Annotated in this window: 22 protein-coding genes and 1 other RNA gene; 19 read left to right on the top strand and 4 right to left on the bottom strand. The window is 61.0% G+C overall.

The window, feature by feature from the left end:
* Positions 1–73: 73 nt before the first annotated feature.
* The 3 genes from R5M92_RS06835 to R5M92_RS06825 are packed head-to-tail and all read right to left on the bottom strand — an operon-like array spanning position 74 to position 2,556.
* Positions 74–667: a phosphoheptose isomerase gene (locus tag R5M92_RS06835; protein ID WP_346798855.1), complete on the bottom strand. Its 594-nt coding sequence runs from the start codon at positions 665–667 to the stop codon at positions 74–76.
* A gap of 22 nt (positions 668–689) precedes the next feature.
* A complete protein-coding gene (locus R5M92_RS06830; protein WP_346798853.1) occupies positions 690–1,061 on the bottom strand; it encodes a YraN family protein in 372 nt (123 codons plus the stop codon).
* Positions 1,051–2,556 carry a penicillin-binding protein activator gene (locus R5M92_RS06825; protein WP_346798851.1) on the bottom strand — a complete coding sequence of 502 codons (1,506 nt, stop codon included), beginning with the start codon at positions 2,554–2,556 and terminating at the stop codon, positions 1,051–1,053. The genes R5M92_RS06830 and R5M92_RS06825 overlap by 11 nt, the downstream gene beginning before the upstream one ends.
* A 108-nt stretch (positions 2,557–2,664) precedes the next feature.
* Here R5M92_RS06825 and rsmI point away from each other — a divergent pair, with 108 nt between their 5' ends.
* The 17 genes from rsmI (at position 2,665) to lpxC (ending at position 21,792) form a co-directional block, all read left to right on the top strand.
* Positions 2,665–3,522, top strand: a complete 858-nt coding sequence (rsmI, locus tag R5M92_RS06820; protein WP_346798849.1) for a 16S rRNA (cytidine(1402)-2'-O)-methyltransferase — start codon at positions 2,665–2,667, stop codon at positions 3,520–3,522.
* A gap of 32 nt (positions 3,523–3,554) precedes the next feature.
* An RNA gene (gene rnpB, locus R5M92_RS06815) (RNase P RNA component class A) lies at positions 3,555–3,913 on the top strand.
* A 50-nt stretch (positions 3,914–3,963) separates the two neighbouring features.
* Complete coding sequence (rsmH, locus tag R5M92_RS06810; protein ID WP_346798847.1) at positions 3,964–4,920, top strand: 16S rRNA (cytosine(1402)-N(4))-methyltransferase RsmH; 957 nt, start codon at positions 3,964–3,966, stop codon at positions 4,918–4,920.
* A 10-nt stretch (positions 4,921–4,930) separates the two neighbouring features.
* Positions 4,931–5,266, top strand: a complete 336-nt coding sequence (gene ftsL / locus R5M92_RS06805; protein ID WP_346798845.1) for a cell division protein FtsL — start codon at positions 4,931–4,933, stop codon at positions 5,264–5,266.
* Positions 5,263–6,969, top strand: a complete 1,707-nt coding sequence (locus R5M92_RS06800) for a peptidoglycan D,D-transpeptidase FtsI family protein (protein ID WP_346798844.1) — start codon at positions 5,263–5,265, stop codon at positions 6,967–6,969. The genes ftsL and R5M92_RS06800 overlap by 4 nt, the downstream gene beginning before the upstream one ends.
* A 23-nt stretch (positions 6,970–6,992) precedes the next feature.
* Complete coding sequence (locus R5M92_RS06795; protein WP_346798842.1) at positions 6,993–8,498, top strand: UDP-N-acetylmuramoyl-L-alanyl-D-glutamate--2,6-diaminopimelate ligase; 1,506 nt, start codon at positions 6,993–6,995, stop codon at positions 8,496–8,498.
* A complete protein-coding gene (locus R5M92_RS06790; RefSeq protein WP_346799285.1) occupies positions 8,498–9,853 on the top strand; it encodes a UDP-N-acetylmuramoyl-tripeptide--D-alanyl-D-alanine ligase in 1,356 nt (451 codons plus the stop codon). The genes R5M92_RS06795 and R5M92_RS06790 overlap by 1 nt, the downstream gene beginning before the upstream one ends.
* A 9-nt stretch (positions 9,854–9,862) precedes the next feature.
* Positions 9,863–10,945 carry a phospho-N-acetylmuramoyl-pentapeptide-transferase gene (gene mraY, locus R5M92_RS06785; RefSeq protein WP_346798840.1) on the top strand — a complete coding sequence of 361 codons (1,083 nt, stop codon included), beginning with the start codon at positions 9,863–9,865 and terminating at the stop codon, positions 10,943–10,945.
* 49 nt (positions 10,946–10,994) lie between these two features.
* Positions 10,995–12,392 (top strand): UDP-N-acetylmuramoyl-L-alanine--D-glutamate ligase, encoded by a 1,398-nt coding sequence (gene murD, locus R5M92_RS06780; RefSeq protein ID WP_346798839.1) that lies wholly within the window; start codon positions 10,995–10,997, stop codon positions 12,390–12,392.
* On the top strand, positions 12,389–13,579 hold the full coding sequence (gene ftsW / locus R5M92_RS06775; RefSeq protein WP_346798837.1) for a putative lipid II flippase FtsW: 1,191 nt from the start codon (positions 12,389–12,391) through the stop codon (positions 13,577–13,579). The genes murD and ftsW overlap by 4 nt, the downstream gene beginning before the upstream one ends.
* 14 nt (positions 13,580–13,593) lie before the next feature.
* Positions 13,594–14,691, top strand: a complete 1,098-nt coding sequence (gene murG / locus R5M92_RS06770) for an undecaprenyldiphospho-muramoylpentapeptide beta-N-acetylglucosaminyltransferase (protein WP_346798836.1) — start codon at positions 13,594–13,596, stop codon at positions 14,689–14,691.
* 59 nt (positions 14,692–14,750) lie between these two features.
* Entirely contained in the window at positions 14,751–16,163 is a 1,413-nt protein-coding gene (murC, locus tag R5M92_RS06765) for a UDP-N-acetylmuramate--L-alanine ligase (RefSeq protein ID WP_346799283.1), read from the top strand.
* Positions 16,164–16,198: 35 nt separating this feature from the next.
* Positions 16,199–17,110, top strand: a complete 912-nt coding sequence (locus R5M92_RS06760) for a D-alanine--D-alanine ligase (protein ID WP_346798834.1) — start codon at positions 16,199–16,201, stop codon at positions 17,108–17,110.
* Positions 17,107–17,820 (top strand): cell division protein FtsQ/DivIB, encoded by a 714-nt coding sequence (locus R5M92_RS06755; RefSeq protein ID WP_346798832.1) that lies wholly within the window; start codon positions 17,107–17,109, stop codon positions 17,818–17,820. The genes R5M92_RS06760 and R5M92_RS06755 overlap by 4 nt, the downstream gene beginning before the upstream one ends.
* Positions 17,821–18,258: 438 nt before the next feature.
* Positions 18,259–19,548 (top strand): cell division protein FtsA, encoded by a 1,290-nt coding sequence (gene ftsA, locus R5M92_RS06750; RefSeq protein ID WP_346798830.1) that lies wholly within the window; start codon positions 18,259–18,261, stop codon positions 19,546–19,548.
* Positions 19,549–19,582: 34 nt separating this feature from the next.
* Positions 19,583–20,758, top strand: a complete 1,176-nt coding sequence (ftsZ, locus tag R5M92_RS06745) for a cell division protein FtsZ (RefSeq protein ID WP_346798829.1) — start codon at positions 19,583–19,585, stop codon at positions 20,756–20,758.
* A gap of 122 nt (positions 20,759–20,880) precedes the next feature.
* Positions 20,881–21,792, top strand: coding sequence for a UDP-3-O-acyl-N-acetylglucosamine deacetylase (lpxC, locus tag R5M92_RS06740; RefSeq protein ID WP_346798827.1), 912 nt, complete (start codon positions 20,881–20,883; stop codon positions 21,790–21,792).
* 112 nt (positions 21,793–21,904) lie between these two features.
* Here the strand turns inward: lpxC and R5M92_RS06735 are convergent, their stop codons facing one another.
* The gene (locus R5M92_RS06735) at positions 21,905–22,375 is read right to left on the bottom strand and encodes a DUF721 domain-containing protein (protein ID WP_346798825.1); all 471 of its coding nucleotides are present in this window, start codon (positions 22,373–22,375) and stop codon (positions 21,905–21,907) included.
* Positions 22,376–22,488: 113 nt separating this feature from the next.
* Here R5M92_RS06735 and R5M92_RS06730 point away from each other — a divergent pair, with 113 nt between their 5' ends.
* Both R5M92_RS06730 and secA read left to right on the top strand, forming a co-directional pair.
* A complete protein-coding gene (locus R5M92_RS06730) occupies positions 22,489–22,842 on the top strand; it encodes a hypothetical protein (RefSeq protein ID WP_346798824.1) in 354 nt (117 codons plus the stop codon).
* Between the two features lie 99 nt (positions 22,843–22,941).
* Complete coding sequence (gene secA, locus R5M92_RS06725; RefSeq protein ID WP_346798822.1) at positions 22,942–25,665, top strand: preprotein translocase subunit SecA; 2,724 nt, start codon at positions 22,942–22,944, stop codon at positions 25,663–25,665.
* Positions 25,666–25,682: the final 17 nt, after the last annotated feature.

Below are 25,682 nucleotides of genomic sequence, written 5' to 3'. Positions count from 1 at the left end.
TCCTCGGAGTTCTTGTGACGGGTATGACTCATGTGCGAGCAACGGTTAACACGGGTCGATAGTGTGGCCCAGGTTATTCCATCGCGCCGAATATCTGTTCATCGATCAAGTCGCAAAGGCAATGAATGACCAGTAGATGGACTTCCTGGATACGTGCCGTGGAGGTCGCGGGGACGCGTATTTCACAATCATCCTGGCCCAGCAGCGATGCCATGTTGCCGCCGTCCCTGCCGGTAAGCGCTACCACGCTCATTTCGCGATCATGCGCCGCCTGGATGGCCTGAATGACATTGGCGGAATTGCCGCTGGTGGATATGGCCAGCAGGATATCCCCCGGTTGACCCAGGGCCCTGATCTGCTTGGAGAAGACGTCGTTGTAACTGTAATCGTTGGCAATCGAGGTCAGAGTCGACGTATCGGTGGTGAGTGCGAGAGCCGGGAGGCTGGGGCGCTCACGCTCGAAGCGGTTGAGCAGTTCTGACGAGAAGTGCTGGCTATCGCCGGCGCTGCCACCGTTGCCGCAGGCAAGTATCTTGCCCTCGTTCACTAGGCTATGCACCATCATCTGACTGGCCACCTCAATGAAAGGCGGCAAGACTTCACTGGCGTAGGTCTTGGTGTCGATGCTGGCGTTGAAATGTCCGAGTATGCGTGTCTGAAAATCCATGCGGCTTCCTGGTCCGGAGGGGTCAGTACGCTTCGAAGGCCGCCTTCACCCAAGTGAATTCTAGGTCGGGCGGAGAGCCGATAACGGCCAGGACATCGAAGCGGCAGGGACATGATATCCCGTTGCGCGCCAGATAAAAACGCGCCGTGCGAACCAGGCGTTGCTGCTTCGCTGGCGTTATGGTTTCCAGCGGATGACCGTGACGCGTATCGAGGCGATGTTTGACCTCGACAAAGACCAGAACATCGCCGTCTCGCATCACCAGGTCAAGCTCGCCGCCCTTGGCATATTGATTTCTTGCCACCAGGGTCAGTCCCTGGTGGCCGAGCCATTGGGCTGCGACCCGCTCGATGGCTGAGCCGCGTGCTCGTGCGGTTCGGGAGTTATTCGTCACCCATCAATCCGGGAGCGAGAATCGGGCGCGGGACACCATTCTCGAACTTGGCCCAAGGCAGTTCACGACGAATGCGACCATCGGAACCTGCGCGCAAGACGCCGGTGCTGCCCTGGACTCCCTGCTCCAGCTGCGACAGGTCGGCAAGGGCGAAGGCGATTTCGTAGGCATCGACTCCCATGGCCATCAGACGGAGCATCGAGCCGTCGGCCTCGTCGCTAAGACGCTGGTAGCTCGGGTAGAAAGGGAGGGCTTCTTCACCGCCCACGGCGGCATCTGGAATCAGCCACGGAATGTCGATGAACATGATGCCATCGAGATCCTTGTCTAGCCGTGGTTGCAACGGGCCTTCGTGAAGGTGAGATGTGGCATAGACCGGCAGCCCCTGGGCGTAATAGTAATCCAGGGTCGGTGGGATCTGGCGGGCGTAGTCGGGGAGAGCCAGCAGGAACAGTGTGTCGATATTGTCGAGTCGAGCGCGTTCACCGCTAACATTGAGGGCGGTGCGTACCGCGGCGGTAACGGCATTGTCCGGGTTGTAGCGTACGGCGTTGGTGATGTCACCGCCTTGTTCGCTCCACTGCTCCCAATACGCTTCTCCCACACGGCGACCCCAGTCGTTGTCAGGCACCATGAGCGCTGCCTGGCGATGGCCATCCTGCCATGCGCGCCGAGCCGCCTGGCGCGCTTCATCTTCCGCCGACAAGCCGTACTGGAAGAGTCGACGCGCCTGGTTGTAGTCGCCACTGCCATAGTTCAGGGCGAGCGTGGGCAGGGGGACGTTATCACGCTGTTCCAGCTGGCTTACCTTATCCTTGTCCAGCGGGCCCAGTACTAGTTGGGCGCCTTGCTGCCGGGCGCGGTCATAAAGCGCATCGAGATCTTCCCGGCTGCTGTCGTAGAAGCTGAGTCGGGTGCCTGTGCCGCTGATCTCGTGGTGACGCCGGATGGCAGTGGTGAGGGTTTCCGCCACGCTCGAGAGTGGCCCCGATTGGGGCAGAAAGACGGCGATATTGCGTAGTTCCTTACCCTCCAGTTCCGGCAATGCCAGCAGTTCGGGGTCGGGGCGATCGAGCGTATCCCGAGCCCAGCGCTGCCGCTCGGTAAGGGCTCGCTGTTGCTCAGCGGTCATGGAGAGTTCGGCGTCCAGTACCTGAGTGGCACGCAATACGTTGCGTGGCTCCTCCTCGCCCCGGGCGAGTTCGGAAAACAGCACGGCCCAGCGAACCCGATCGTTTTCACCAAGTTCGGATTCATCGATGGCATCGGCGGTTTCATAGGCTTGGCTGCGCTCGCCTTGGCGAGCCAGTATTTCGGCGGCTTCCAGGCGTGTTCTGGCGGCCTCGGCCGGCGCTTGCTGAGACGCTTGTTGCAGGAGTTGGCCGGCGTCTCGCTCGGGCGCGCGGTCCACCTGGGTGGGAGGCTGGTAGGCGCAACCCGCCAGCAGCAGCGTCGTGATGGTAGCGGCCAGCAGGCCACGAATAGTGTGTTTCATGTATCCTTCCTTGTCCCATTTACGCTTTGTCGTAAGTCACCTAGTCGTGAGCCACTGCTCAAGCATAGCGCACCGTCCGTGCTATCCATCAACAAATCGGGAGCCATGATGACAGACATGAATGTGGGAACATTGTACGTGGTTGCCACGCCGATTGGGAATCTGGACGATTTGACGCCGCGAGCGGCGCGCGTCCTGGCGGAAGTCGATCTGATCGCAGCCGAAGATACGCGCCACAGCGCCAGGCTATTGGCTCATCTTGGCATTAAGACGCCCATGGTATCGCTGCATGAACATAACGAATCGCGCCGCATCGAGGAGCTGGACGCCAGGTTGGCGGCTGGTGAGCAGGTCGCCCTGATCAGCGATGCCGGCACGCCGCTGATCAGCGATCCGGGATTCGTGTTGGTCCGCGAGCTGCGTGAGCGTCGCCGTCGTATCGTGCCGCTCCCTGGCGCCTGTGCCCTGACCGTGGCGTTGAGTGCAGCGGGTCTGCCGACGGATCGCTTCATGTTCTGTGGTTTTCTGCCGGCCAAGCAGGGCGCTCGCCGTCAGCAGCTGGAGCAGTGGAAGGAGCGTGAGGAGACATTGGTTTTCTACGAATCTCCCCATCGCATACATGCCACGCTGGAGGCATTGCAGGATGTCTTTAGCGCGCGGCCTGTGGTGCTGGCTCGCGAATTGACCAAGACGTTTGAAACCTTCCTGCAGGGAAGTGCCGAAGCGCTGCTGGCCACATTGGCCGATGATCCCAATCAGGCGCGTGGGGAATTCGTGGTAATGGTGCAAGGCAGTCCGGCCGTGTCCACCGAAGAAGGGGCGGATATTTCCGCCGATACTTTGCTCCAGGCGCTGCTCGACGAGGGAGTTGGCGTCAAGCAGGGGGCGGCGGTGGCGGCACGCCTGCTGGGCGGCCGCAAGCAGGTCTGGTATGCCCGTTTACAAGCAATCAAAGGCGAGCATTGAGGCCAGCGCGGGGCGCTGGTATGCTTGCCGCCGGAGTTGGCCAGACAGTCGCCGCCGACGCGCATCAAGTGCGTTCGGGGGAGGAAAGTCCGGGCTCCATAGGGCAGAGTGCCAGGTAACGCCTGGGCGGCGCGAGCCGACGGAAAGTGCAGCAGAGAGTAGACCGCCTAAGCCCTTCGGGGCCGGTAAGGGTGAAAGGGTGCGGTAAGAGCGCACCGCGCGCCTGGCAACAGTGCGTGGCATGGTAAACCCCACTCGGAGCAAGACCAAATAGGGACCCGATGGCGTGGCCCGCGCTGGGTCCGGGTAGGTTGCTTGAGCGCTGTGGTAACGCAGCGCCTAGAGGAATGGCTGTCCACGACAGAACCCGGCTTATCGGCCGACTCCCCCACACATACAGGGCGCTGGCTCAGGTAGCCACGCTCAACTCATGGAAAATGCATGCCTGCATCCGATGCCAAACCGGTTATTTCCGATTTTCGCCATGCCAGTGTTTTGCTGGATGGCGCCGTTGATGCGTTGGTGCATGCCCCAAAAGGCGTCTACCTGGATGGCACCTTCGGCCGTGGTGGGCATTCACGGGCCATCCTCGCCAGGTTGGCACCCGAAGGACACTTGCTGGCGATGGATCGCGATCCCCATGCCATCGCCGAGGCCGCCAAGCTGGATGACCCTCGCTTTACCATCGCGCAGCTGGATTTCGCCCGGCTGGGTGATTTTGCCGAACGCCAAGGGGTGAACGGAAAGTTGTCCGGCATCCTGCTCGATATCGGCGTTTCCTCGCCGCAATTGGACGATCCCGAACGCGGTTTCAGTTTCATGCGCGATGGGCCGCTGGATATGCGCATGGACCCCAGTCAGGGCCAGAGTGCTGCGGAGTTCCTCGCCAAGGCCAGCGAGGCGGATATCGCGCATGTGTTCAAGACCTATGGAGAGGAGCGTTTCGGCAAGCGCCTGGCGCGTGCCGTGGTAACACGTCGCGTGGAGCGACCCTTTAACCGTACCGTGGACCTGGCAGAGGTGCTCAAGGCCGCGCACCCAGCCTGGGAGAAAGGGCGCCATCCCGCGACCAAGGCTTTTCAGGGGCTGCGAATTTATCTCAATGGCGAGCTCGAGCAACTCGAGGCGGCACTGGAAGCGGCGCTGGAGGCACTGGCACCGGGGGGGCACCTGGTGGTGATCAGTTTTCACTCTCTGGAAGACCGCATGGTAAAACGCTTTATCCGCCATCATGTGCGCGGCGATACGCATTTGCCTCGCGGCGTGCCGGTACGCGATGACCAGCTTAACCGCCGCCTCGAGTCGCTGGGCAAGGGGCAACGGCCCAGTAGCGAGGAAGTCGAAGCCAACCCGCGCGCGCGCAGCGCGGTAATGCGAGCGGCGCGCAAGTTGGCATGAGGCGTGGATAATGGTTGCTTTTCCTTCCCCCCGTATATTGGCCTTGTTGAATGCCCGCTGGCCGTTCAAGCTGCGTCCGAGCCTCTGGGGGGTATTGGTCCTGGTCTTGATAGCGGGCTGTCTGGCCTCCGCTTTGGCAGTGGTTACCTTCACGCACATGACTCGTGATCAGTTCGCCCAGTTGCAGAAACTGGAGCTGGAGCGAAACCAGCTGGATACCGAGTGGGGCCAATTATTGCTGGAAGAGGGCGCCTGGTCTTCTCCCGCACGAATCGAACAGGTCGCCACCGAACGCTTGAACATGCGACTTCCCGATGTGGATGATGTCGAGGTCATCCGGCCATGAGCACTCCCCGTCGCGGCGTTTCCTCTCGCCAGGCACCAATTGCTCCTCCGCTGGGCAAATGGCGTATCGGTTTGATGTTTTTCATGATTGCCGTGGCCATGACGTTGCTGCTGGGGCGGGTTACCTTGCTCCAAGTGATTGATCGTCCCTTCCTGCAGAGCCAGGGAGACGCCCGTACGTTGCGCCACGAAGCCATTCCCGCCCACCGAGGCATGATCACCGACCGCAACGGCGAACCGCTGGCGATCTCGACGCCGGTGGTAACATTGTGGGCGAACCCTCAGGATCTGCCCGATGACGGGATACAGCGAGTCATGCTGGCCCAGGCGCTGGGATTGTCGGTGGATGAGTTCGCGGCGAGGGTGGAGCGCTACCGCGAACGGGAGTTCATGTACCTGCGCCGTCAGATGACACCCGACGATGCCCAGCGGATCCTCGATCTGCGCACTCCCGGGGTCTATGCCCAGCATGAATACAAGCGCTACTATCCGGCGGGAGAAGTGGCAGCACAGTTGCTGGGGGTGACCAATGTGGACGATAGCGGCCAGGAAGGTGTGGAACTGGCTTATCAAGCCTACCTGGCCGGTCACCCTGGGCAGCGGCGAGTGATCAAGGATCGGCGCGGGCGACTGGTTCGCGATCTCGGTGTCGTCACATCCGCCCGTCCGGGTGGAGAGCTGACCCTCTCCATCGATCAGCGTTTGCAGTACATGGCCTATCGAGAACTACGCTCGGCAGTCGCCGAACACGAAGCCGATGGCGGCAGTCTGGTAATGATGGATGCGCGCACCGGCGAGGTTCTGGCCATGGCCAACCAACCTTCCTACAACCCCAATAACCGGGCCGGTCTGGACCCGCGAGGTCTGCGCAACCAGGCGATCGTCGATGTGTTCGAGCCGGGGTCGGTGACCAAGCCGTTGGCGATGGCGGCGATACTCGAGAGCGGGCACTTCGATCGTGACGTGGTAGTGGATACGTCTCCCGGCTGGATGCGAATCGACCAATACACCATTCGCGATATTCGCAATTACGGTGAGTTGGACCTGGCGGGAATTCTGGAAAAATCGTCCAATATCGGTATGTCGCGACTTGTGCTCGAACTCTCGGATACGGCCGTCTGGGACAAGTACAACGCCCTGGGGCTCGGGCAGGCTCCCGGTACGGGGTTCCCCGGCGAGGCCAGCGGCAGCTTGCCCACACCGGTGCGCTGGTCGCGTAGTGAGCGGGCGGCGCTCTCCTACGGCTATGGACTATCCGCATCGGCCTTGCAATTGGCTAGTGCCTACACCGCTCTGGCGAATCAGGGCCAGCGGCTCCCTCCCTCGTTGCTACGCCTGGCAGAGCCTCCGCCGGGGATACCGGCTATCGAACCCCGAGTCGCCAACGACCTGCTGCGGATACTGGAGACCTCGGTCGGGGCTGGTTCCGGGGGGCGGCGCGCCCGGGTAGAGGGTTACCGGGTGGGCGGCAAGACCGGCACGGTGCGTAAGACCGGTAGCAGTGGTTATGCCGAAAACGCCTATCGCAGCGTGTTCGTGGGTATCGCTCCGATATCGGACCCGCGCATCGTGACGGTGGTGATGATCGACCATCCCAAGGCCGGCGATTTCTATGGCGGAGCGGTTGCGGCCCCGGTCTTTTCCAGCGTCACCGGCAATGCCTTGCGATTGCTCGACGTCCCCCCGGATCAAGATACGCAGTGACCTGCCCGGTTGAAGGAGAACCCATGTCGCCAAGATTCGACGAACTGATTACCGTGCTGAAGAGGTTGTGGCCGCAGGTGCGCTTGCCCCACGATGTCACGCCTAATGAAGACAGAGTCTCGCTGGTGACTGATTCCCGTCGGCTGCGGCCGGGTGACGTCTTCGTGGCGGTGCCCGGCAGCCTGGCGGATGGCCGCGACTATATCGTCGAGGCGCTCGAGAGCGGCGCGTCCCTGGTGCTGGCACATGCGCGAGAGGGTGAGGAAATGCCCTCCGTTGACCCGCGCCTCATCGTGCTGCCTTACCTGGCACAGCGGCTGGGAGAGCTGGGGCGTGATCTCTACGCCGTTCCCGCTTCGCTTGAGGTTATTGCCGTCACCGGAACCAACGGCAAGAGCTCGGTCACTCACTACCTTGCCGCCCTGAGCGAGCTGCTGAACACCCCGGCAGGCTTGATCGGCACGCTAGGAAACGGCAGGCCGGGGGCGCTGGTGGACTCGGGGCTGACCACTCCCGGCCCGCTGGCATTGCAAGCATCGCTGGGTGAGTTTGCGGCGGGGGGAGTTCGCCGTGTTGCTGTGGAAGCTTCCTCCCATGCTCTGGATCAGGACCGGCTGGATGGTACTCGGGTCAAGGCCGCAGTTTTTACCAACCTCTCCCGCGATCATCTCGATTATCACGGCAGCATGGCGGCCTATGCCGCCGCCAAGGCCAGGCTGTTTCGCCGCAGCGAGCTGGAGCTGGCGGTGGTCAATGGTCAGGACCCTCTGGCACGGCTGATGCTGGCGGGATGCCATGACGATGTCAGGGTGCTGGCGACGGGTGAGGACGAAGCCGTGACGTTGAGAGTTCTGGACTGGCAGCCGCACGGCCAGGGCCAGCAGGCCATGGTCGCCACCCCCGAGGGCGAGGTGGTGCTGGAACTCGGGCTGATGGGACGCTTCAATCTGGATAACGTGCTGCTGGCCATGGCTACCCTGTATGGCCTGGGCGAGCCCCTGATGCCACTGGTGGAAGCGGCAAAGCAGCTGGAGCCCGTACCCGGTCGCATGCAATTAATCCAGCAGCCCCAGGCGCCCGGGGTGGTGATCGATTATGCCCATACGCCTGCGGCACTGGAAAATGCCCTGATAGCGCTGCGCGCTCACTTAGGCAGCCAGGGGGCACTGTGGTGCGTATTCGGTTGCGGCGGTGATCGCGATACGGGCAAGCGCGCCGAAATGGCGAAGGTGGCCGAGCGATACGCCGAGCATATCGTCGTGACGGACGACAACCCGCGCAATGAACCGGCCGGGCAAATCCGCGAGCAGATCATGAGCGGATTCACTACCGAGGGGCGCAAGCGGGTCCAGTCGGTCGAAGGGCGTGAACTGGCCATTGCCCAGGTAGTGGCCCAGGCAGCCGCCAACGATGTTGTGTTGATTGCGGGCAAGGGGCACGAAGCCTATCAGGAGATCGCTGGGGTGCGTCACCCGTTTTCCGATCATGCCAGTGTCGGCCGAGCGCTGGCGGAGCGCGACGGATCATGATGAATTGGACGCTGGCCCGGGCCAGTCAAGCCTTGGGCGAGACACTTACTTCACATGATGTGGCGCTCAATTCCATCGTCACCGACACCCGACGACTTAGTCCCGGTGCGCTTTTCGTGGCGCTCGAGGGAGAGCGTTTCGATGGCCATGAGTTTCTTGCCCAGGCTCGCGAGGCAGGAGCCGCCGCCGCCGTGGTCAGTCGCAAGGTCGATGATCCGCTACCGCAGCTGCTGTGCAGCGACACCCGGCTGGCTCTGGGCTTGCTGGCGCGAGAGCAGCGCCGAGCCTGGGGGAAGAAGCTGGTCGCCATTACCGGGAACAGCGGCAAGACGACGGTAAAGGAGATCCTCGCGCACCTGCTGGGAGGACGCCAGCAGGTTCTCGCCACCGAGGGTAATCTGAACAATGATATCGGCGCGCCGCTGACCCTGCTGCGGTTGTCCGACGAGCATCGGGCCGCGGTAGTGGAGCTGGGAGCCAATCATCTGGGAGAAATCGCCTGGACCACGGCACTAGCCTTGCCCCAAGTGGCAGTCATTACCAATGTCACCGGCGCCCATGTCGGTGAATTCGGCGGCATGGGCAGAATCGCTCAGGCCAAGGCCGAGATATTGGGTGGCTTGGCCGCGGATGGCCTGGCGGTCCTTAACAGCGATGATGCCTATTTCACCACATGGAAGAGCCTGGCAGCGCCGCGCAAGGTTTGCAGCTTCGGCCTGAACAATGACGCCATGGTCACGGCCAATGCGCTTTCTTGTGATGCCTCGGGACGGTATGCTTTCACCTTGGTGGCGGAAGGTGTCGAGCTGGGTCGAGTCACGTTGCCCCTGTTGGGCCGCCACAATGTCAGCAATGCCCTGGCCGCAGCCGCAGCCGCCTTGGCGCTGGGCCTGGACGGTAAGCGATTGGTGGAGCGCCTGGGGTCGGTAACAACACTGCCCGGGCGTTTATGCGTGGTATCCGGGGTGCGCGGTACACGGCTGCTGGACGATACCTATAACGCCAATCCCGGCGCCATGCACGCTGCCCTGGAGACCCTCGCCGAGTTGCCCGGCCCGCATTGGTGTGCCCTGGGCGCGATGGGCGAGCTGGGTGAGGCCTCGGCTTCGCTGCATGCCGAGGTCGGCCGGCGGGCAAGGGAGCTCGATATCGAGCGGCTGTTTACGATAGGGGAAGCCGCCCGGCCGGCGGCGCAGGCCTTCGGGCCGGCAGCCCAGCATTTTGACGATCACGCGGCGCTTGTGCGCCATCTTATTAACTCGTTGCCGTCCGGGGCCAGTGTGTTGGTCAAGGGATCGCGCAGTGCAGGAATGGAAGCTGTCGTTTCTGCCCTGCGTACGGATGAACCAAGGTAAACGCCGTTCATGTTACTTTTTTTGGCGAATTTTCTGACCCAGTTCCAGACCGGTTTCCAGGTCTTTCACTACTTGACCCTGCGTATCATTCTCGGCGCCTTGACCGCCTTGTTGGTGTGCCTCTGGCTTGGGCCATGGGTAATTCGGCGCCTGGTCGAAGGGCAGATCGGCCAGGCGATACGCGATGACGGGCCCCAGTCGCATCTTTCCAAGGCCGGAACCCCGACCATGGGCGGAGTGATGATCCTGCTGGCGATTGCCTTCAGTACCCTGATCTGGGGCGATCTGACCAATCACTATGTGTGGGTGGTTCTCGGGGTCACACTGGGCTTTGGTGCCATCGGTTGGGTGGATGACTATCGCAAGGTGGTGGAGAAAAATCCTAGAGGGTTACCGGCCCGCTGGAAGTATTTCTGGCAGTCGGTGGTCGGTCTGGGCGCCGCCACCATCTTGTACCTCACTGCAGCAAGCCCGGTCGAGACCAGCTTGTTGATTCCCATGCTCAAGGAAGTGGTCCTGCCGTTGGGGTTGTTTTATATCGTCCTGTCCTATTTCGTCATTGTCGGCAGCTCCAATGCGGTCAACCTCACCGATGGACTGGACGGTCTGGCCATCATGCCGACGGTTCTGGTGGCCATGGGATTGTCGGTGTTCGCCTATGCCAGCGGCAACACCGTGTTTGCCGGTTATCTGCATATCCCGTTTATCCCCGGGGCAGGCGAGTTGGCGGTTTTCTGTGCCACCATCGCCGGCGCCGGATTGGGATTTCTATGGTTCAACACCTATCCTGCCCAGGTTTTCATGGGAGACGTGGGCGCGCTGGCGTTGGGTGCCGCCCTGGGAGTGGTAGCTGTCATCGTGCGCCAGGAAATCGTGTTGTTCATCATGGGGGGCGTATTCGTTCTGGAAACCGTCTCGGTAATACTCCAGGTGGCTTCCTACAAGATGACAGGGCGGCGTATCTTCCGCATGGCACCGCTGCATCACCATTATGAGCTCAAGGGTTGGCCGGAGCCTCGGGTGATCGTGCGCTTCTGGATTATCACTGTGGTGCTGGTACTGCTGGGCCTGGCAACCCTCAAGCTGCGTTAAGAGAGCGAATCGGTGACTTGTTCCTGTATGAGAGGGTGAAAGCGTGTCGATGAGCAAGGTGCCAAAAGGATTCACGCTGGTGATTGGCCTGGGAATTTCCGGACGTGCCATTTGCCGTCACCTTCAACGCGAGGGCGTCCCGTACATGGTGGCCGACAGCCGCGTATCTCCGCCGGGGCTGGAGGATTTTCAGACGGCACATCCGGGGGTGACGGTGCATTGCGGTCCTTTTCTTGAACTGGACCTCACCGATGCCGAAGAGGTGGTGATGAGTCCCGGAGTCGATCCCATGACGCCGGGACTGGATAGCCTTGCTGGCGAAATCAATCCCGCTACCGGAGAGCCGCGGCTGGTAGGCGAAATCACCCTGTTCGTACGTGCAGCCAAGGCGCCGATTGCCGCGATTACCGGCTCGAATGCCAAATCAACGGTTACCACCTTGCTGGGCGAAATGGCCCATGCTTCAGGTATCAATGCAGCGGTAGGCGGCAACCTGGGAACGCCCGCCCTGGATTTATTGGTGCAAGTGCCGGGCGCCGAACTATTCATCCTTGAGCTTTCCAGCTTTCAGTTGGAAACGACCTCATGGCTGGGGGCGGCCAGCGTGGCGTTTCTCAATTTATGTGAAGATCATCTGGATCGACATGGCGACATGACGGCTTACCGTGACGCCAAGGCGGCCATATTTCGTGGTGCCCGCCATGCCGTGGTCAATGCCGATGACCCGCTTACCTGGCCGCAACCAGACCTTGCATGCCAGGAGATGTTTACCTTGCGCGAGCCGGGAGAGCGGGAATGGGGCGTGGCCCGGGACGCAAACGGTCGGCAATGGCTTCAGCATGGCAAGGAACCCTGGCTGGCGGTGGAGCGCCTGAAAATGCCTGGTCGACATAACCAGGCCAATGCCATGGCGGCATTGGCCATGGGCAACGCACTTGGCTTCAAGCGCGATGCCATGCTTAAGGTGCTTGAGGAGTTCGCCGGATTGGCGCACCGCAGTGAAGTGATAGCCCATATTGCCGGTGTCACCTGGATCAACGATTCCAAGGGAACCAATGTCGGTGCCACCTTGGCGGCCATCGAGGGAATCGGCGCCAACCTCGACGGCAAGCTCATCCTGCTGGCCGGGGGAGTGGGCAAGGGCGCGGATTTTCAGCCCCTGGTGGAGCCTCTGGCGCGTTGCGCGCGCCAGGTGCTGGTGTTCGGCCAGGATGCCCCGCGTCTTTTTGATGTACTTTCCCCTCGCATTCGCGTATCGCAGGTGGACGACATGGCCCAGGCCATGCAGGCCGCCTACGAACTGGCTCGCCCCGGCGATTGCGTGCTGCTGTCCCCGGCCTGTGCCAGCCTCGATCAATTCCCCAATTACCAGGCGCGCGGTGATGCCTTCAGACGCTGGGTGCTCGAGGCTGGCGCCGCGGTCACCGCGCGGCAGGAGGCGCGATGAGTCGCTTGCATCGACTACGGCAGGTGTTGTCCACCAAGGGTTTGGTGTGTGATATATGGCTGGTGCTGGCGGCGGCTGCGCTGGCCTGTCTGGGTTGGGTAATGGTCAGTTCCGCGTCCATCGGGTTGCTGGAAGACAATTATCATTACAGCATACGCCATGGCATCTTTCTGCTGCTGGCGCTGGGCGCGACGCTCTTTGCCTTGAGTGTACCGCTGGAATTGTGGCGTCAGAATGCCGCCTTATTGCTGCTGATCAGCATCGCCTTGCTGGTATTGGTGCTGATTATCGGTCAAGAGATCAATGGCAGTAAGCGCTGGATTGCCTTGCCGGGGCCATTGCCGAGCCTGCAGGTATCGGAATTCGCCAAACTGGGGCTGATATTCTACATGGCCGCCTTCATGGCGCGCTTTGCCTACGATCTGCGCCGGCGCGCCTTCAGCCTATGGCGTCCCCTGGCGGTGTTGGCCGTGCCTGCAGGCTTGCTCTTTCTGGCGCCCGATTTCGGTGGCATGGTGGTCTTCAGTGTCTGCGTTATCGGCATGTTGTTGATGGCCGGGGCCTCGATAGTCCTTCTGCTGGGCAGTGGCAGCCTGTTGACTGCCGGAGCTGTGCTGATGGTGGCTCACGAGCCGTATCGCCTGGCCCGCTGGACCAGTTTTCTCGATCCTTGGGCGGACCAGTTCGCAACCGGTTACCAGCTGACCCAGGCCCTGATCGCCTTCGGTCGCGGCCATGTCACCGGCATGGGGCTGGGCAATAGCGTGCAGAAATTGCACTACCTGCCCGAAGCTCATACCGACTTCATCTTCGCCGTGGTAGCGGAGGAGCTGGGTATGCTGGGCGCCATCACGGTGGTGCTGCTGTTCGGACTGCTGATCGTACGCGCCATGTTAGTGGGGCGGCGAGCGGAATTGGCCGGGCACCTCTTTGCCTCCTACATGAGCTACGGCATAGGTTTCATCATTGCGGCGCAGGCGTTCATCAATATGGCGGTCAGTGCCGGCTTGTTGCCGACAAAAGGCCTGACCCTGCCGCTGATCAGCTATGGAGGCTCGAGTCTGCTGGTTACGGGCCTGATGATCGGCCTGCTGCTGCGGGCCGATATAGAAACCCGCAGTAAGCCAAGGCAGGCTTCGACGCCGTACAAGGCGCGTCGTGAACCGCGTTTCGCGCCGAATCGATAACCAAGGAGTGATGAGTGAGCGATACGCAGCGTCGACGAATCCTGATAATGGCAGGTGGCACCGGTGGCCATGTTGTCCCAGCCCTATCATTGGCCAAGGCGCTGTCAGCTCAAGGAGTGATGGTCGAGTGGCTGGGCAGCCCGCGGGGTATCGAGAATCGCCTGGTTCCCGAAGCGGGTATCCCGCTGCACACGATTGCCGTGAGCGGTTTGCGTGGCAACGGCGCCAAGAGATGGCTGGCCATGCCGCTGAACCTGTCGCGTGCCATTGGTCAGGCGCGACGCATCATCAGCGAGCTCGACCCGCAGTTGGTTGTCGGCCTGGGCGGGTTTGCCAGTGGCCCGGGCGGGCTTGCCGCGAGGCTCAGCGGCGTACCCCTGGTAATCCATGAGCAGAATGCCGTAGCCGGACTGACCAATCGCGTGTTGTCACGCCTGGCACGCAAGACCTACGCCGCGTTTCCCGAAGCCTTCGGCTCGCGGGCCGAGGTGATCGGCAATCCGGTACGCGATGAAATCGCTGCGCTGGGCGAGGCGCCGCGTCTGGCTTCTGCCATGCGAGAGCGCGCCTTGCGAATGCTGGTAGTAGGGGGCTCGCTAGGTGCCCAGGCACTCAATAGTCGCATTCCCCAGGCCCTGAGCGAACTGCCCGAGGCGTTGCGCCCCGAAGTTCGCCACCAGGCCGGGCGTGACAAGGAAGCCGAAACGCAAGCCAACTACCGCGCCGCCCAAGTCGCGGCCGAGGTGACCCCTTTCATCGACGACATGGCGCAAGCCTATGACTGGGCGGACCTGGTGGTATGCCGAGCAGGGGCCTTGACGGTAGCCGAGCTGGCGGCGGCGGCCAAGCCGTCGTTGCTGATTCCCTTTCCTCATGCGGTGGACGACCATCAGCGAGTCAATGCCGAGGTGCTGGTGAAGGCCGACGCCGCCCAGTGCCTGGTACAGGCAGAGCTCACCACACGGCTGTTGAGCGAGCGGCTCGCAGAACTGTTGCATCCCGAGACGCTGGAGAGCATGGCGGCCAATGCCCGCGGTGCCGCCCGGCTGGACGCCACGCAGCGTCTGGCGGAAGGGTGCATGACGATAGCTTTCCAAGGAGATACAGCGTGACCGAGTCCTCGAGCAAGCCGCTTTCACCACATGCGGTAATCCCGCCCCAAGGGCCCGGCATGCGTCGTATTAGACGGCTGCATTTCGTCGGTATCGGCGGGGCCGGGATGTGCGGTATTGCTGAAGTGCTGGCCAACCAGGGCTATAGCGTCAGTGGTAGTGACGTCAAGGATTCGCCCGTGCTGCAGCGCCTGCGCGAGTGTGGTGTCAGTGTCGCTCTGGGGCATGCGCAGCAGAACGTGACCGGCGCCGATGTCGTGGTGGTTTCCACAGCCGTCGACCCGGACAATCCCGAGATACGCTGGGCTCACGAGCATCGTATTCCCGTCGTGCGCCGTGCGGAAATGCTGGCGGAGCTGATGCGTTTTCGTCACGGCATCGCCGTGGCCGGAACCCACGGCAAGACGACCACTACCAGCTTGACCGCCACGCTGCTGGCCGAAGGAGGGCTCGACCCGACGTTCGTGATCGGCGGCAAGTTGACCAGCGCTGGCACCAATGCCCGGCTGGGAGAAGGCGACTACCTGGTGGCGGAAGCGGATGAATCCGACGCCTCCTTTCTACACCTTCAGCCCATGGTATCGATCGTGACCAATATCGATGCGGACCACATGGCAACCTACGGCGGGGACTTCGAGAGGCTGAAGTCCACGTTCATCGAGTTTCTACACAACTTGCCATTTTACGGCCTGGCCGTGCTGTGTATCGATGACAGCCACGTGCGTGGACTGCGCGAGCAGGTCAAGCGTCAGTTCGTTACCTACGGTTTTGCTGAAGATGCCGACTATCGCATCGTCGACTTTCACCAGCGCCAGGGAGAAGTGCGCTTCACCGCCCTGCGACCCGGGGAAGCAGAGCCGCTTGAGGTGAAACTGGCCATGCCCGGGCGACACAATGCCTTGAATGCCATGGCCGCCATCGTGGTGGCGCTGGATGCCGGGGTCAGTGACTCGGCGATCCTGCGCGGCCTGGCGAATTTTGCCGGTGTCGGTCGCCGTTTCCAGGTTCACGGTGACTTCCCCGCCCCCGAAGGGGCGGGTGAGATCATGCTGGTCGACGATTACGGCCATCACCCCCGCGAAGTGGAGATGGTGATCAAGGCGATACGCGCGGGGTGGCCGGAGCGTCGGCTGGTGATGATGTACCAGCCTCATCGTTATACCCGGACCCGCGACCTGTACGAGGATTTCGTCCGGGTGCTTTCCGGCGTGGACACCCTGGTTCTTCTCGATGTCTACAGTGCCGGCGAGGCACTCATCCCCGGCGCTGAAGGACATACGCTGGCGGGCTCGATCCGTCAACGCGGGGAAGTGGACCCGTTATTCGTCAAGGACAAGCAGGAGCTGCCCGCGCTGTTGGCCAAGGTGCTGCGGCCGGGTGATATCTTGATTACCCAGGGGGCCGGGGACGTGGGTGGCATCGCGCTACGTCTTGCCCAGGCGCGACTGGCTTTCGATGAGGTGACGCTGTGAGCGAGATGGTTTCCAGCAGCAATAACGGAGACAAGATGGGTAAAGTTGTCGTGGTTTACGGCGGGGACTCCGCCGAACGCGATGTTTCGCTCAAGAGCGGAACGGCGGTGCTTGCCGCGTTGCAGCGTGGTGGTGTATCGGCGCAGGGGTATGACCCCGCCGAGCGTGGCCTGGTCGGGCTCGAAGCGCTGGCTCCCGATGTTGTCTTCATCGCCCTGCACGGCCGGGGAGGCGAGGATGGCACCTTGCAGGGGGCGCTTGAGTTGTTGAACATTCCCTACACCGGCAGCGGTGTACTGGCCTCGGCGCTGGGCATGGACAAGCAGCGGACCAAGCTCGTATGGCACGCCCTGGGCTTGCCCACACCCGAAAGCATCATGCTGAGTGATGATGCCGATTGGACCGCCGTCGTGGAAACGCTGGGCCTGCCCCTGATCGTCAAGCCGGTGCATGAGGGCTCGACGCTGGGCATCAGTATCGTCGAAAGCCGGGCGGCACTCGAGGCGGCTTATCACGAAGCCGCCCGCTTCGATGCCAGGGTCATGGCGGAACGCTTTATCGAGGGCGAGGAGTACACCGTAGCCTTGCTGGATGGACAGGCCTTGCCCGCTATCCGTGTGGAAGTGCCGGGCGGCTTTTATGACTACGAAGCCAAGTACATGACCGATACCACGCAATACCACCTTCCCTGCGGGCTGGATACCGCCCAGGAGGCTGAGCTCGCGCATCTGTGTCACGAGGCTTTTATCGCCATAGGCGGTGAGGGGTGGGGGCGCGTCGATGTGATGCGCGACCAGGCCGGGCGCTTCTGGCTGCTGGAGGTCAATACCGTGCCGGGCATGACCGATCATAGCCTGGTTCCCCAGGCAGCGGCCCATGCCGGCATCGATTTCGACAGCCTTGTAGCGCGAGTGCTGGCTACCGCCGGGAAGCAGAAAGCGCAATGACACGGCGCGGGGCGTGGTGGGGAATATTACTGTTGGGACTGGTGCTGATCGCGGGGGGGAGAGCCCTGTGGTTGTGGCTAGACCGGCCCATCGAGCGAGTCTCCATTCGCGGTGAGTGGGAATATGTCAGTGCGGACTACCTGCGTACCCAGCTGGCTCCCTTGATTCAGGGCACTACCTGGCTGTCGGCGGATCTGGGTGAGATTCGTGACCAAGCGCTGAAGATTGGCTGGCTGCACGAGGTTCGAGTAGCCCGTGAGTGGCCCAATACGCTGGCTTTCGAATTGGTCGAACAGGAACCGGTGGCGCGCTGGAACGATGATTTCCTGCTCAATACCGAGGGCGAGGCGTTTGCCTTTGCGCCGCTTGAAGCACCGTCTCAACTTCGTGATCTAGCCGGCCCGGCGGGCAGCGGCAGAGAAGTGCTGAATTACTATCGGCGTCTTGTTCCACGCTTTGATGCCCTTTCTCTGGAACTGACCCAGCTGCGTCTGGAGCCAAGGGGAGCATGGCGTTTTCAGCTCAATGATAGTGCTTGGGTAATGCTCGGACGTCGTCAGCACGAGGTGCGCCTGGCTCGTCTGGTGGCGTCATGGCAGAGGGAACTTCACCAGCAGGCCGAGCTGATCCGTTACGTCGATTTGCGTTATCCCAATGGTGTAGCGGTAGCCTGGCATGGTGAAAGTGAATTCGAACAGGCCGAACCTTGAGAATCGCGTTTGTTGGATAGCGAAAGATGCGTTCTGAGGTGAATCATGTAAGTGATCGCCAACGCCGAAAATCCCTGAAATGGGGTTTTAATTGTTTTATTAGGCCAGTATTGTAGGGCTAGGCTAGGCGTGAGAGATATATTGTTCCTATACTAGGAAATATTTTCAGGCTTCTAAGGTATTATCTCTACCAGGTTTTTAACGTCAGGTTTTAGCATGACGTGAGAAATCGAGACTAATACGCGAATCTGGATGAAACCCTCTCGATACGTTGCCTTCCAGATAATAGCGGTAATCGAAGATACCAATATTGGGAAATGTCGCTAATAGAAGAACCAACCACCTTGCGCATTTAGCATAAGACATATAACAAACCATGTTCGCTCTCGGACGAGAGCAGGCATTATTTGACGTAACCAGAAGGAGAATACCCGGCTCATGGCAGGCTCACCCAGCGCATCCAACATGGTGGTCGGGCTGGACATCGGAACGTCCAAGGTCGTCGCGATCGTCGGTCAACCCACCGACGATGGTGGAATCGAAATTGCCGGTATCGGCTCGCACCCATCGCGCGGCATGAAACGAGGCGTGGTCATCAATATCGAGTCTACCGTGCTGTCTATCCAGCGGGCGGTGGAAGAAGCGGAACTGATGGCCGGTTGTGATATTCATTCCGTCTATGTCGGCGTGGCCGGCAGTCATATCAGCTCAATGAACTCTGACGGCGTCGTGGCGATCAAAGAGCGCGAAGTCACTCCTTCGGATATCGATCGAGTGATCGATTCGGCGCGAGCCCGCGCCATCTCCGAAGGGCAGCGCGTGCTGCATGTCCTGCCTCAGGAATTCTCCATCGATGCCCAGGGAGGTATCCGCGAGCCGCTCGGCATGTCGGGTGTGCGTCTGGAAGCTCAGGTGCACCTGGTTACAGCCGCACTCAATGCCGTTCAGAATATCGAAAAATGCGTCAGGCGCTGCGGCCTGGATGTGGATGCCATCATCCTTGAGCAGTTGGCCTCGAGCATGGCGGTTCTGACCGAGGACGAACGGGAGTTGGGTGTCTGCATGGTGGATATCGGTGGCGGCACCACGGATATTGCCGTATTCACCGAAGGTGCCATCCGCCATACTGCAGTGATCCCCATCGCCGGCGACCAGGTGACCAATGATATCGCCATGGCGCTGCGAACTCCCACGCAGCACGCCGAGGAGATCAAGGTCAAGTATGCCTGTGCCCTGACGCAGCTGGCCGCCAGCGATGAAATGATCAAGGTTCCGAGCGTCGGCGATCGCCCCGCGCGAGACCTGTCGCGGCAGTCGCTGGCGGAGGTGGTCGAGCCACGCTACGAAGAGCTGTTTACCCTGGTGCGCGATGAGCTGAGGCGCAGCGGGTATGAGGATATGGTCGCCGCCGGTATTGTCTTGACCGGGGGAACCTCACGCATGGAAGGGGTGGGGGAATTGGCGGAAGAGATTTTCCACATGCCGGTACGCATCGCCTGTCCACAGAATGTCAAAGGGCTTGCCGATGTGGTGCGCAACCCGATTTATGCCACCGGGGTGGGTTTGTTACATTATGCGCTCAAGGAAACCCGAAATGGGCATGGCCGTGAAGGCCAGGGGGGAGTAATCTCGGCATCACCGGGACGCAATGACGTCTCCCGGCGCGACGACAGGGACGGCATTACGGCGCTGGCAAGAATCAAGGGCTGGTTCAAAGGAAATTTCTGACAGGGCCGCAATCGCGGTTCAGGAGACGGGGCTTATGTTCGAATTGGTAGATAACGCACCCTCGAGCAGTGCGGTCATCAAGGTAGTGGGCGTTGGCGGCGGTGGCGGTAACGCTGTCAATCATATGGTCGAAAGTAGTATCGAAGGTGTTGAGTTCATTTGTGCCAACACCGATGCCCAGGCGCTCAAGCGGGTCTCCGCCAAGACGGTGCTGCAGCTGGGTAGCGAGATTACCAAAGGGCTGGGCGCGGGCGCCGACCCCGACGTGGGGCGCCAGGCGGCAATGGAGGATCGGGATCGGATCGCCGAATTGCTGAGCGGTGCCGACATGGTCTTCATTACCGCCGGCATGGGTGGCGGTACGGGAACCGGTGGTGCTCCCGTGGTGGCCCAGGTGGCCAAGGAGCTGGGCATTCTCACGGTAGCGGTAGTCACGCGGCCCTTCCCCTTCGAAGGACCCAAGCGCATGCGTGCCGCGGAAGAGGGAATGAAGGAGCTCTCCGAGCACGTGGACTCCCTGATCACCATTCCCAACGAAAAGCTGCTTTCGGTGCTGGGCAAGAATGCCACGCTGTTGACGGCGTTCAGCGCCGCCAATGACGTGCTGCTTGGCGCCGTGCAAGGTATCGCGGAGCTGATAACTAGCCCGGGGATCATCAACGTCGACTTCGCCGACGTGCGTACCGTGATGTCGGAAATGGGCATGGCGATGATGGGTACCGGTGGCGCGACTGGAGAAAACCGGGCGCGCGAGGCCGCCGAAAAGGCGATCCGCAGTCCGTTGCTGGAAGATATCGATCTCCATGGCGCGCGCGGCATTCTGGTCAACATCACCGCTGGGCCGGATCTTTCCATCGGTGAATTCAACGATGTCGGCGCCACGGTTCAGGAGTTCGCCTCCCAGGAAGCCACTATCGTCGTGGGGACTTCCATCGACATGGAAATGTCCGACGAGTTGCGCGTTACCGTGGTGGCAGCGGGGCTGGATGGCCGTCAGGCCAAGGCGGCTACGCGTGAGCCGGCCCGGCGAACCAGCGCCGAAGCGTCGGATTACCGCAAGCTGCAGCAGCCGACTGTCATGCGCCAGCAAGCGACTGCCCGGGCGGAAGCACCTGAACCGGTCGCCAAGCCGCGGCCGGAAAACCGACGGGCCGCCGAGGCTGACGACTATCTGGACATACCCGCATTCTTGCGTCGCCAGGCGGATTGAAGCAAGCAGCGCTATTGCAATAGCCAACGGGTGTTTTTCTTTGTTGAAGCGCCCGTTTGCTGTTAAAGTGAACACTGTTTGATAATTTTTCGTTTACCGTCACCAGAGTCCGGTTACTGCCCATGATACGACAACGCACCCTTCAGAATGTCATACGCGCAACTGGCGTGGGTCTGCATTCTGGCAAGAAAGTGCATCTGGCCCTGCGGCCCGCACCGGCCAATACCGGTATTGTCTTCGTCAGAACCGATCTGGACCCCATGGTGCATGTACCGGCACGAGCGGAGCTCGTAGAGGACACTACGCTCTGTACGGCACTCTCCTGGCAAGGCGTAAAGGTGGCGACGGTCGAGCATCTCATGTCCGCGTTGGCGGGGTTGGGCATCGATAACGCCTACGTGGATCTCAGCGCGGCGGAAGTGCCGATCATGGATGGCAGCGCCAGCCCCTTCGTGTTCCTGATTCAGTCTGCCGGTATCGCCGAGCAGGACGCTCCCAAGAAATTCATCCGTATCAAGCAGAAGGTGGTGGTGACCCAGGAAGACAAGGAGGCCACCTTCCTGCCGCATCAGGGGTTCAAGGTTTCGTTTGCCATCGATTTCGATCATCCCGTCTTCGCGCAGCAGAAGCAGACGGCCAACATCGATTTCTCCACGACCTCCTTCGTCAAGGAAGTGTCGCGGGCCAGGACTTTCGGTTTCATGCGCGATTTGGAGTTTCTACGCTCCAACAATCTGGCGTTGGGCGGCAGTCTGGACAACGCTATCGTGGTGGACGACTACCGGATCGTGAACGAAGGCGGATTGCGATATGACGATGAATTCGTCAAGCACAAGGTGCTGGACGCCATCGGCGATCTTTACCAGTTGGGATACAGCCTGATTGGCGAGTTCCGAGGCGTAAAATCGGGGCATGCGCTCAATAATCAGCTGTGCCGCCAGTTGATGGCGACACCCGAGGCCTTCGAGATCGTAACTTTCGAGGACGAGAAGGCGATCGCGCCGATTTCCTACTCCGCGCCAGCCATGGCGTAAATTGTATTCTCTGCAATCAAGAGCGGGCGTTGCCATCAGGCAGCGCCCGTTTTGCATCTGGCCGCTCGCAACGTATCGTGAGAGTAATGTCTAGATAGAGGGAAGCTGGTACCTATTGCTCGGGAACTGCGCGCTTGGCGTGGCCGGCAAGACGTTGCAGGGCATCTTTCAGCTTCGGGTCATCCACGTCCTCGGCGCAGCGAGACAACAGCTCTCCGGCTTCGTCAGGAAGTTCGCGTGTGTAGCGTACGGGGAGTTTCGGCGGGCGCACCGGACGCACCTTGAAACTCAAGCCGATTACCGACTCGAAACCGTGCAATTGGTGCAGAAGCTCCAGCAGCCTGGTCTGTTCGAAGCGCAACCAGGTGAGCCAGATTGCGCGGTTGGTGATCACGGTCAAACGGCCTTGGCGATAGCCGCCGACAAAGACATGCTCTCGCATCTCCTCGGGAAGATGAAGGCGAAGATGACGTTGGGCCTGCTCGAGCATGTGCGAGATGCGCATCAACTGGCCCAGTTCGCTCGAGTTGTCGAGGAGACGGGAGATGGGCTGTGCGCGTGAACGCTTAACCTTTATACTCATGGCCTTGCTTCCTGGGGGAATCCCCTGAATGTCACCCGGTTGGCGTGTCAGAACCACGCTCCGGCAATTACACATGATGAAGAGCCTAGCACGCTCGGGAGTCAGTCCACAGCATGTCGCCACCTCCTGTCTTGCCTGCCGCTACGTCGAGGCGCCACCGTCGCTACGGCGTAGCGCGCTGGTGGCTGGCGGGCTTGTTGGTCAGCTGCCTGCTTCCCGCCAGCTTGAGTCAGACGGATGCGTTGCGCTCGACAGAACGAGCCGTGGCCGTTTGCCTGATGGTGCCCGCGGTGCTGCGTGCTCGCTGCGGTTGGTTGAAGCGCCGCCGAGTTTCACTGCGGCCAATACGCCATATCCGTTTTACCCTCCAGCGCCTTTCGGGTCTGTCGCGGTTATTGCATGTCCTACTTCGCGTACCAGCGGCCCACGATGTCCTGACTCGGCGAGGCCCGCCTGCGTCGGCCTGAGCATACTACAAGTTAGTACTTGCGAGAGAGTACTTGTAAAAAGAGCCCCGTTGACTCGGGCAACGCCCGAATAGGCCATACGCAGATAGTGGACGTTTCATGATCAATAATTTGTTGCGCAAAGTCGTCGGTTCGAAAAACGACCGTGAAGTCAAACGCATGCAGAAAAGTGTGCGGCATATCAATGAATTGGAAAGCGAGCTGGAAAACCTGGACGATGCGGAGCTGAGCGCCAGGACCGCGGAGCTGCGGGCACGTCTGGATAACGGAGAACCCCTGGATAGCCTGCTCCCGGCTGCCTTCGCTACCGTGCGCGAAGCCAGCAAGCGGGTTATGGGCATGCGCCATTTCGACGTGCAGATGGTGGGGGGCATGACGCTCAACAAGGGGCGCATCGCCGAGATGAAAACCGGGGAAGGCAAGACCCTGGTCGCCACGCTCGCCGTTTACTTGAACGCCCTGCCCGGCAAGGGAGTCCACGTCGTCACCGTCAACGATTACCTGGCCCGGCGAGATGCGGAATGGATGCGCCCGCTGTACGAATTCCTGGGATTGTCGGTTGGGGTGATCTTCTCCGGCCAGAGCGGTGGGGAGAAGCGCCATGCTTACGCCTGCGACATCACCTACGGCACCAACAACGAGTTCGGCTTCGACTATCTGCGCGATAACATGGCGTTTTCGCTGGAGGACAAGGTGCAGCGCGAGTTGCACTACGCCATCGTCGATGAAGTCGACTCGATTCTTATCGATGAAGCTCGCACCCCACTGATCATCTCCGGTGCCGTGGACGAGAATACCGAACTCTACAAGGTGGTCGACCGCCTGGCCCAGAACCTGGAAAAAGGAGAGGAGATCGAAGGCGACGAAGTGACTGTCACCGGTGATTTCCTGCTCGAGGAGAAGCAGAAGCAGGTCGAGCTTACCGAACAGGGGCACAACCGCGTCGAGGAGTTGATGCGCGCCGAGGGACTGCTGAAGGAGGGAGACTCCCTTTACGCCGCCCAGAACCTCAATCTGTTGCAGCACATGCACTCGGCGCTTCGTGCCCGGCACCTTTATCACCGTGACGTGGATTATATCGTCTCCGACGGTCAGGTAGTCATTGTCGACGAACATACCGGCCGCAGCATGCCGGGACGGCGCTGGTCGGAAGGTCTGCACCAGGCAGTTGAAGCCAAGGAAAACCTGACGGTACAGCGCGAAAGCCAGACCCTGGCTTCGACCACCTTCCAGAATTATTTCCGCCTTTATCAGAAGCTGGCCGGCATGACCGGTACCGCTGATACCGAAGCCTTCGAGTTCCGCCAGATCTACGGCCTGGACGTGGTGGTGATTCCCACCAACCGTCCTCTGGCGCGTCAGGATTTCAACGACCTGGTCTATCTCAGCGGTGAAGAGAAGTTCGAAGCCATCATCAAGGATGTGCAGGTGCAGACCGAGGCGGGCCGCCCCGTCCTGGTGGGTACCGCGTCGATCGAGACCTCCGAGTACCTGGCGCGCCTGATGCGGGAGGCGAGGTTGGCATTCAATGTCCTCAACGCCAAGCAGCACCAGAGCGAAGCGGAAATCATTGCCCAGGCCGGGCGTCCCGGGGCGATCACCATTGCCACCAACATGGCCGGACGCGGAACCGATATCGTGCTGGGGGGCAACTGGGAAGCGGAAGTCGCGAAGCTCGAAAACCCCACCCCAGCGCAAGTGGAGAGCTTGAAGGCGGAGTGGCAGGCGCGCCATGAAGCCGTCCTTGCGGCGGGTGGCCTGCATGTAATCGGTTCCGAGCGTCACGAATCACGGCGCATCGACAATCAGTTGCGCGGGCGGGCGGGTCGCCAGGGGGATCCGGGCTCGACACGCTTCTTCCTTTCCCTGGAAGATAATCTCATGCGCCTGTTCGGCTCCGACCGGGTCAAGCGTCTGATGCAGGCACTGGGGCTCGAGCGCGGTGAAGCCATCGAGCACAAGATGGTCTCCAACGCCGTGGAGCGTGCACAGAAGAAGGTCGAGGGGCGTAACTTCGATATTCGCAAGCAGTTGCTGGAATATGACGACGTTGCCAACGACCAGCGGCGGGTCATCTACGAACAGCGCAATGAGATTCTTGCGGCCGATGAAGTGTCTGCGTCAGTGCTGGGTATTCGTGAAGAGGTGATGGAAGACGCCATCAGCGATTACGTGCCGCCGCAAAGCCTGCCCGAACAGTGGGATCTTCCCGGTCTTGAGGTGCATCTCAAGACCGAGTTCAACCTGGACGCGCCGGTCGTGCAATGGATGGAGGAAGACGAGCGCTTCAATGAAGAACAGCTGCGCGAGCGCTTGCAGCAGATGCATCGGGAAGCGTATGACGCCAAGGTGGCCTCCGCGGGAGAGCAGCTGATACGGCGCTTCGAGAAACAGGTCATGCTCCAGGTACTGGACACCCGGTGGAAGGAACACCTGCAATCGATGGACCATCTGCGCCGGGGCATCCATTTGCGTGGCTACGCCCAGAAGAATCCCAAGCAGGAGTACAAGCGGGAATCCTTCGAGCTGTTCCAGCACCTGTTGACCAACATCAAGGCCGATGTCGCCCGTATCCTGAGCCATGTTCAGGTGCGCCAGCCGGAAGAAGTCGAAGCCCTGGAGCGCCAGCGCCGCGAGGCACTCGAGCGCGAGAAGGCGACCGCTTCCAGCCGTCACGATGACCTCTCCGCCGATGGTGAGGAGTCACCCACCGACAGCGAGGCGCGCCCCGCGCGCCGTGAAGGCCCCAAGGTAGGACGCAACGATCCCTGTATTTGTGGCTCGGGAAAGAAATACAAGCAGTGTTGCGGCAAGCTCAGCTGACGACACGCCAAAGACTG

The sequence above is a fragment of the Halomonas sp. Bachu 37 genome (genome assembly GCF_039691755.1).
Taxonomy (GTDB): domain Bacteria; phylum Pseudomonadota; class Gammaproteobacteria; order Pseudomonadales; family Halomonadaceae; genus Vreelandella; species Vreelandella kashgarensis.
Note: the sequence above shows the minus strand (reverse complement) of the source record. Positions and strands in the feature narration are given on the sequence as shown.

Coding starts and splice junctions, on each gene's coding strand:
- R5M92_RS06795 (WP_346798842.1), top strand. CDS start 6,993: ATGTCGCCAAGATTCGACGAACTGATTACCGTGCTGAAGAGGTTGTGG.
- ftsL (WP_346798845.1), top strand. CDS start 4,931: ATGGTTGCTTTTCCTTCCCCCCGTATATTGGCCTTGTTGAATGCCCGC.
- ftsW (WP_346798837.1), top strand. CDS start 12,389: ATGAGTCGCTTGCATCGACTACGGCAGGTGTTGTCCACCAAGGGTTTG.
- rsmH (WP_346798847.1), top strand. CDS start 3,964: ATGCCTGCATCCGATGCCAAACCGGTTATTTCCGATTTTCGCCATGCC.
- mraY (WP_346798840.1), top strand. CDS start 9,863: ATGTTACTTTTTTTGGCGAATTTTCTGACCCAGTTCCAGACCGGTTTC.
- R5M92_RS06735 (WP_346798825.1), bottom strand. CDS start 22,375: ATGAGTATAAAGGTTAAGCGTTCACGCGCACAGCCCATCTCCCGTCTC.
- secA (WP_346798822.1), top strand. CDS start 22,942: ATGATCAATAATTTGTTGCGCAAAGTCGTCGGTTCGAAAAACGACCGT.
- ftsA (WP_346798830.1), top strand. CDS start 18,259: ATGGCAGGCTCACCCAGCGCATCCAACATGGTGGTCGGGCTGGACATC.
- murD (WP_346798839.1), top strand. CDS start 10,995: ATGAGCAAGGTGCCAAAAGGATTCACGCTGGTGATTGGCCTGGGAATT.
- R5M92_RS06790 (WP_346799285.1), top strand. CDS start 8,498: ATGAATTGGACGCTGGCCCGGGCCAGTCAAGCCTTGGGCGAGACACTT.
- murC (WP_346799283.1), top strand. CDS start 14,751: ATGCGTCGTATTAGACGGCTGCATTTCGTCGGTATCGGCGGGGCCGGG.
- lpxC (WP_346798827.1), top strand. CDS start 20,881: ATGATACGACAACGCACCCTTCAGAATGTCATACGCGCAACTGGCGTG.
- R5M92_RS06760 (WP_346798834.1), top strand. CDS start 16,199: ATGGGTAAAGTTGTCGTGGTTTACGGCGGGGACTCCGCCGAACGCGAT.
- R5M92_RS06825 (WP_346798851.1), bottom strand. CDS start 2,556: ATGAAACACACTATTCGTGGCCTGCTGGCCGCTACCATCACGACGCTG.
- ftsZ (WP_346798829.1), top strand. CDS start 19,583: ATGTTCGAATTGGTAGATAACGCACCCTCGAGCAGTGCGGTCATCAAG.
- R5M92_RS06800 (WP_346798844.1), top strand. CDS start 5,263: ATGAGCACTCCCCGTCGCGGCGTTTCCTCTCGCCAGGCACCAATTGCT.
- R5M92_RS06755 (WP_346798832.1), top strand. CDS start 17,107: ATGACACGGCGCGGGGCGTGGTGGGGAATATTACTGTTGGGACTGGTG.
- rsmI (WP_346798849.1), top strand. CDS start 2,665: ATGACAGACATGAATGTGGGAACATTGTACGTGGTTGCCACGCCGATT.
- R5M92_RS06835 (WP_346798855.1), bottom strand. CDS start 667: ATGGATTTTCAGACACGCATACTCGGACATTTCAACGCCAGCATCGAC.
- R5M92_RS06730 (WP_346798824.1), top strand. CDS start 22,489: ATGTCGCCACCTCCTGTCTTGCCTGCCGCTACGTCGAGGCGCCACCGT.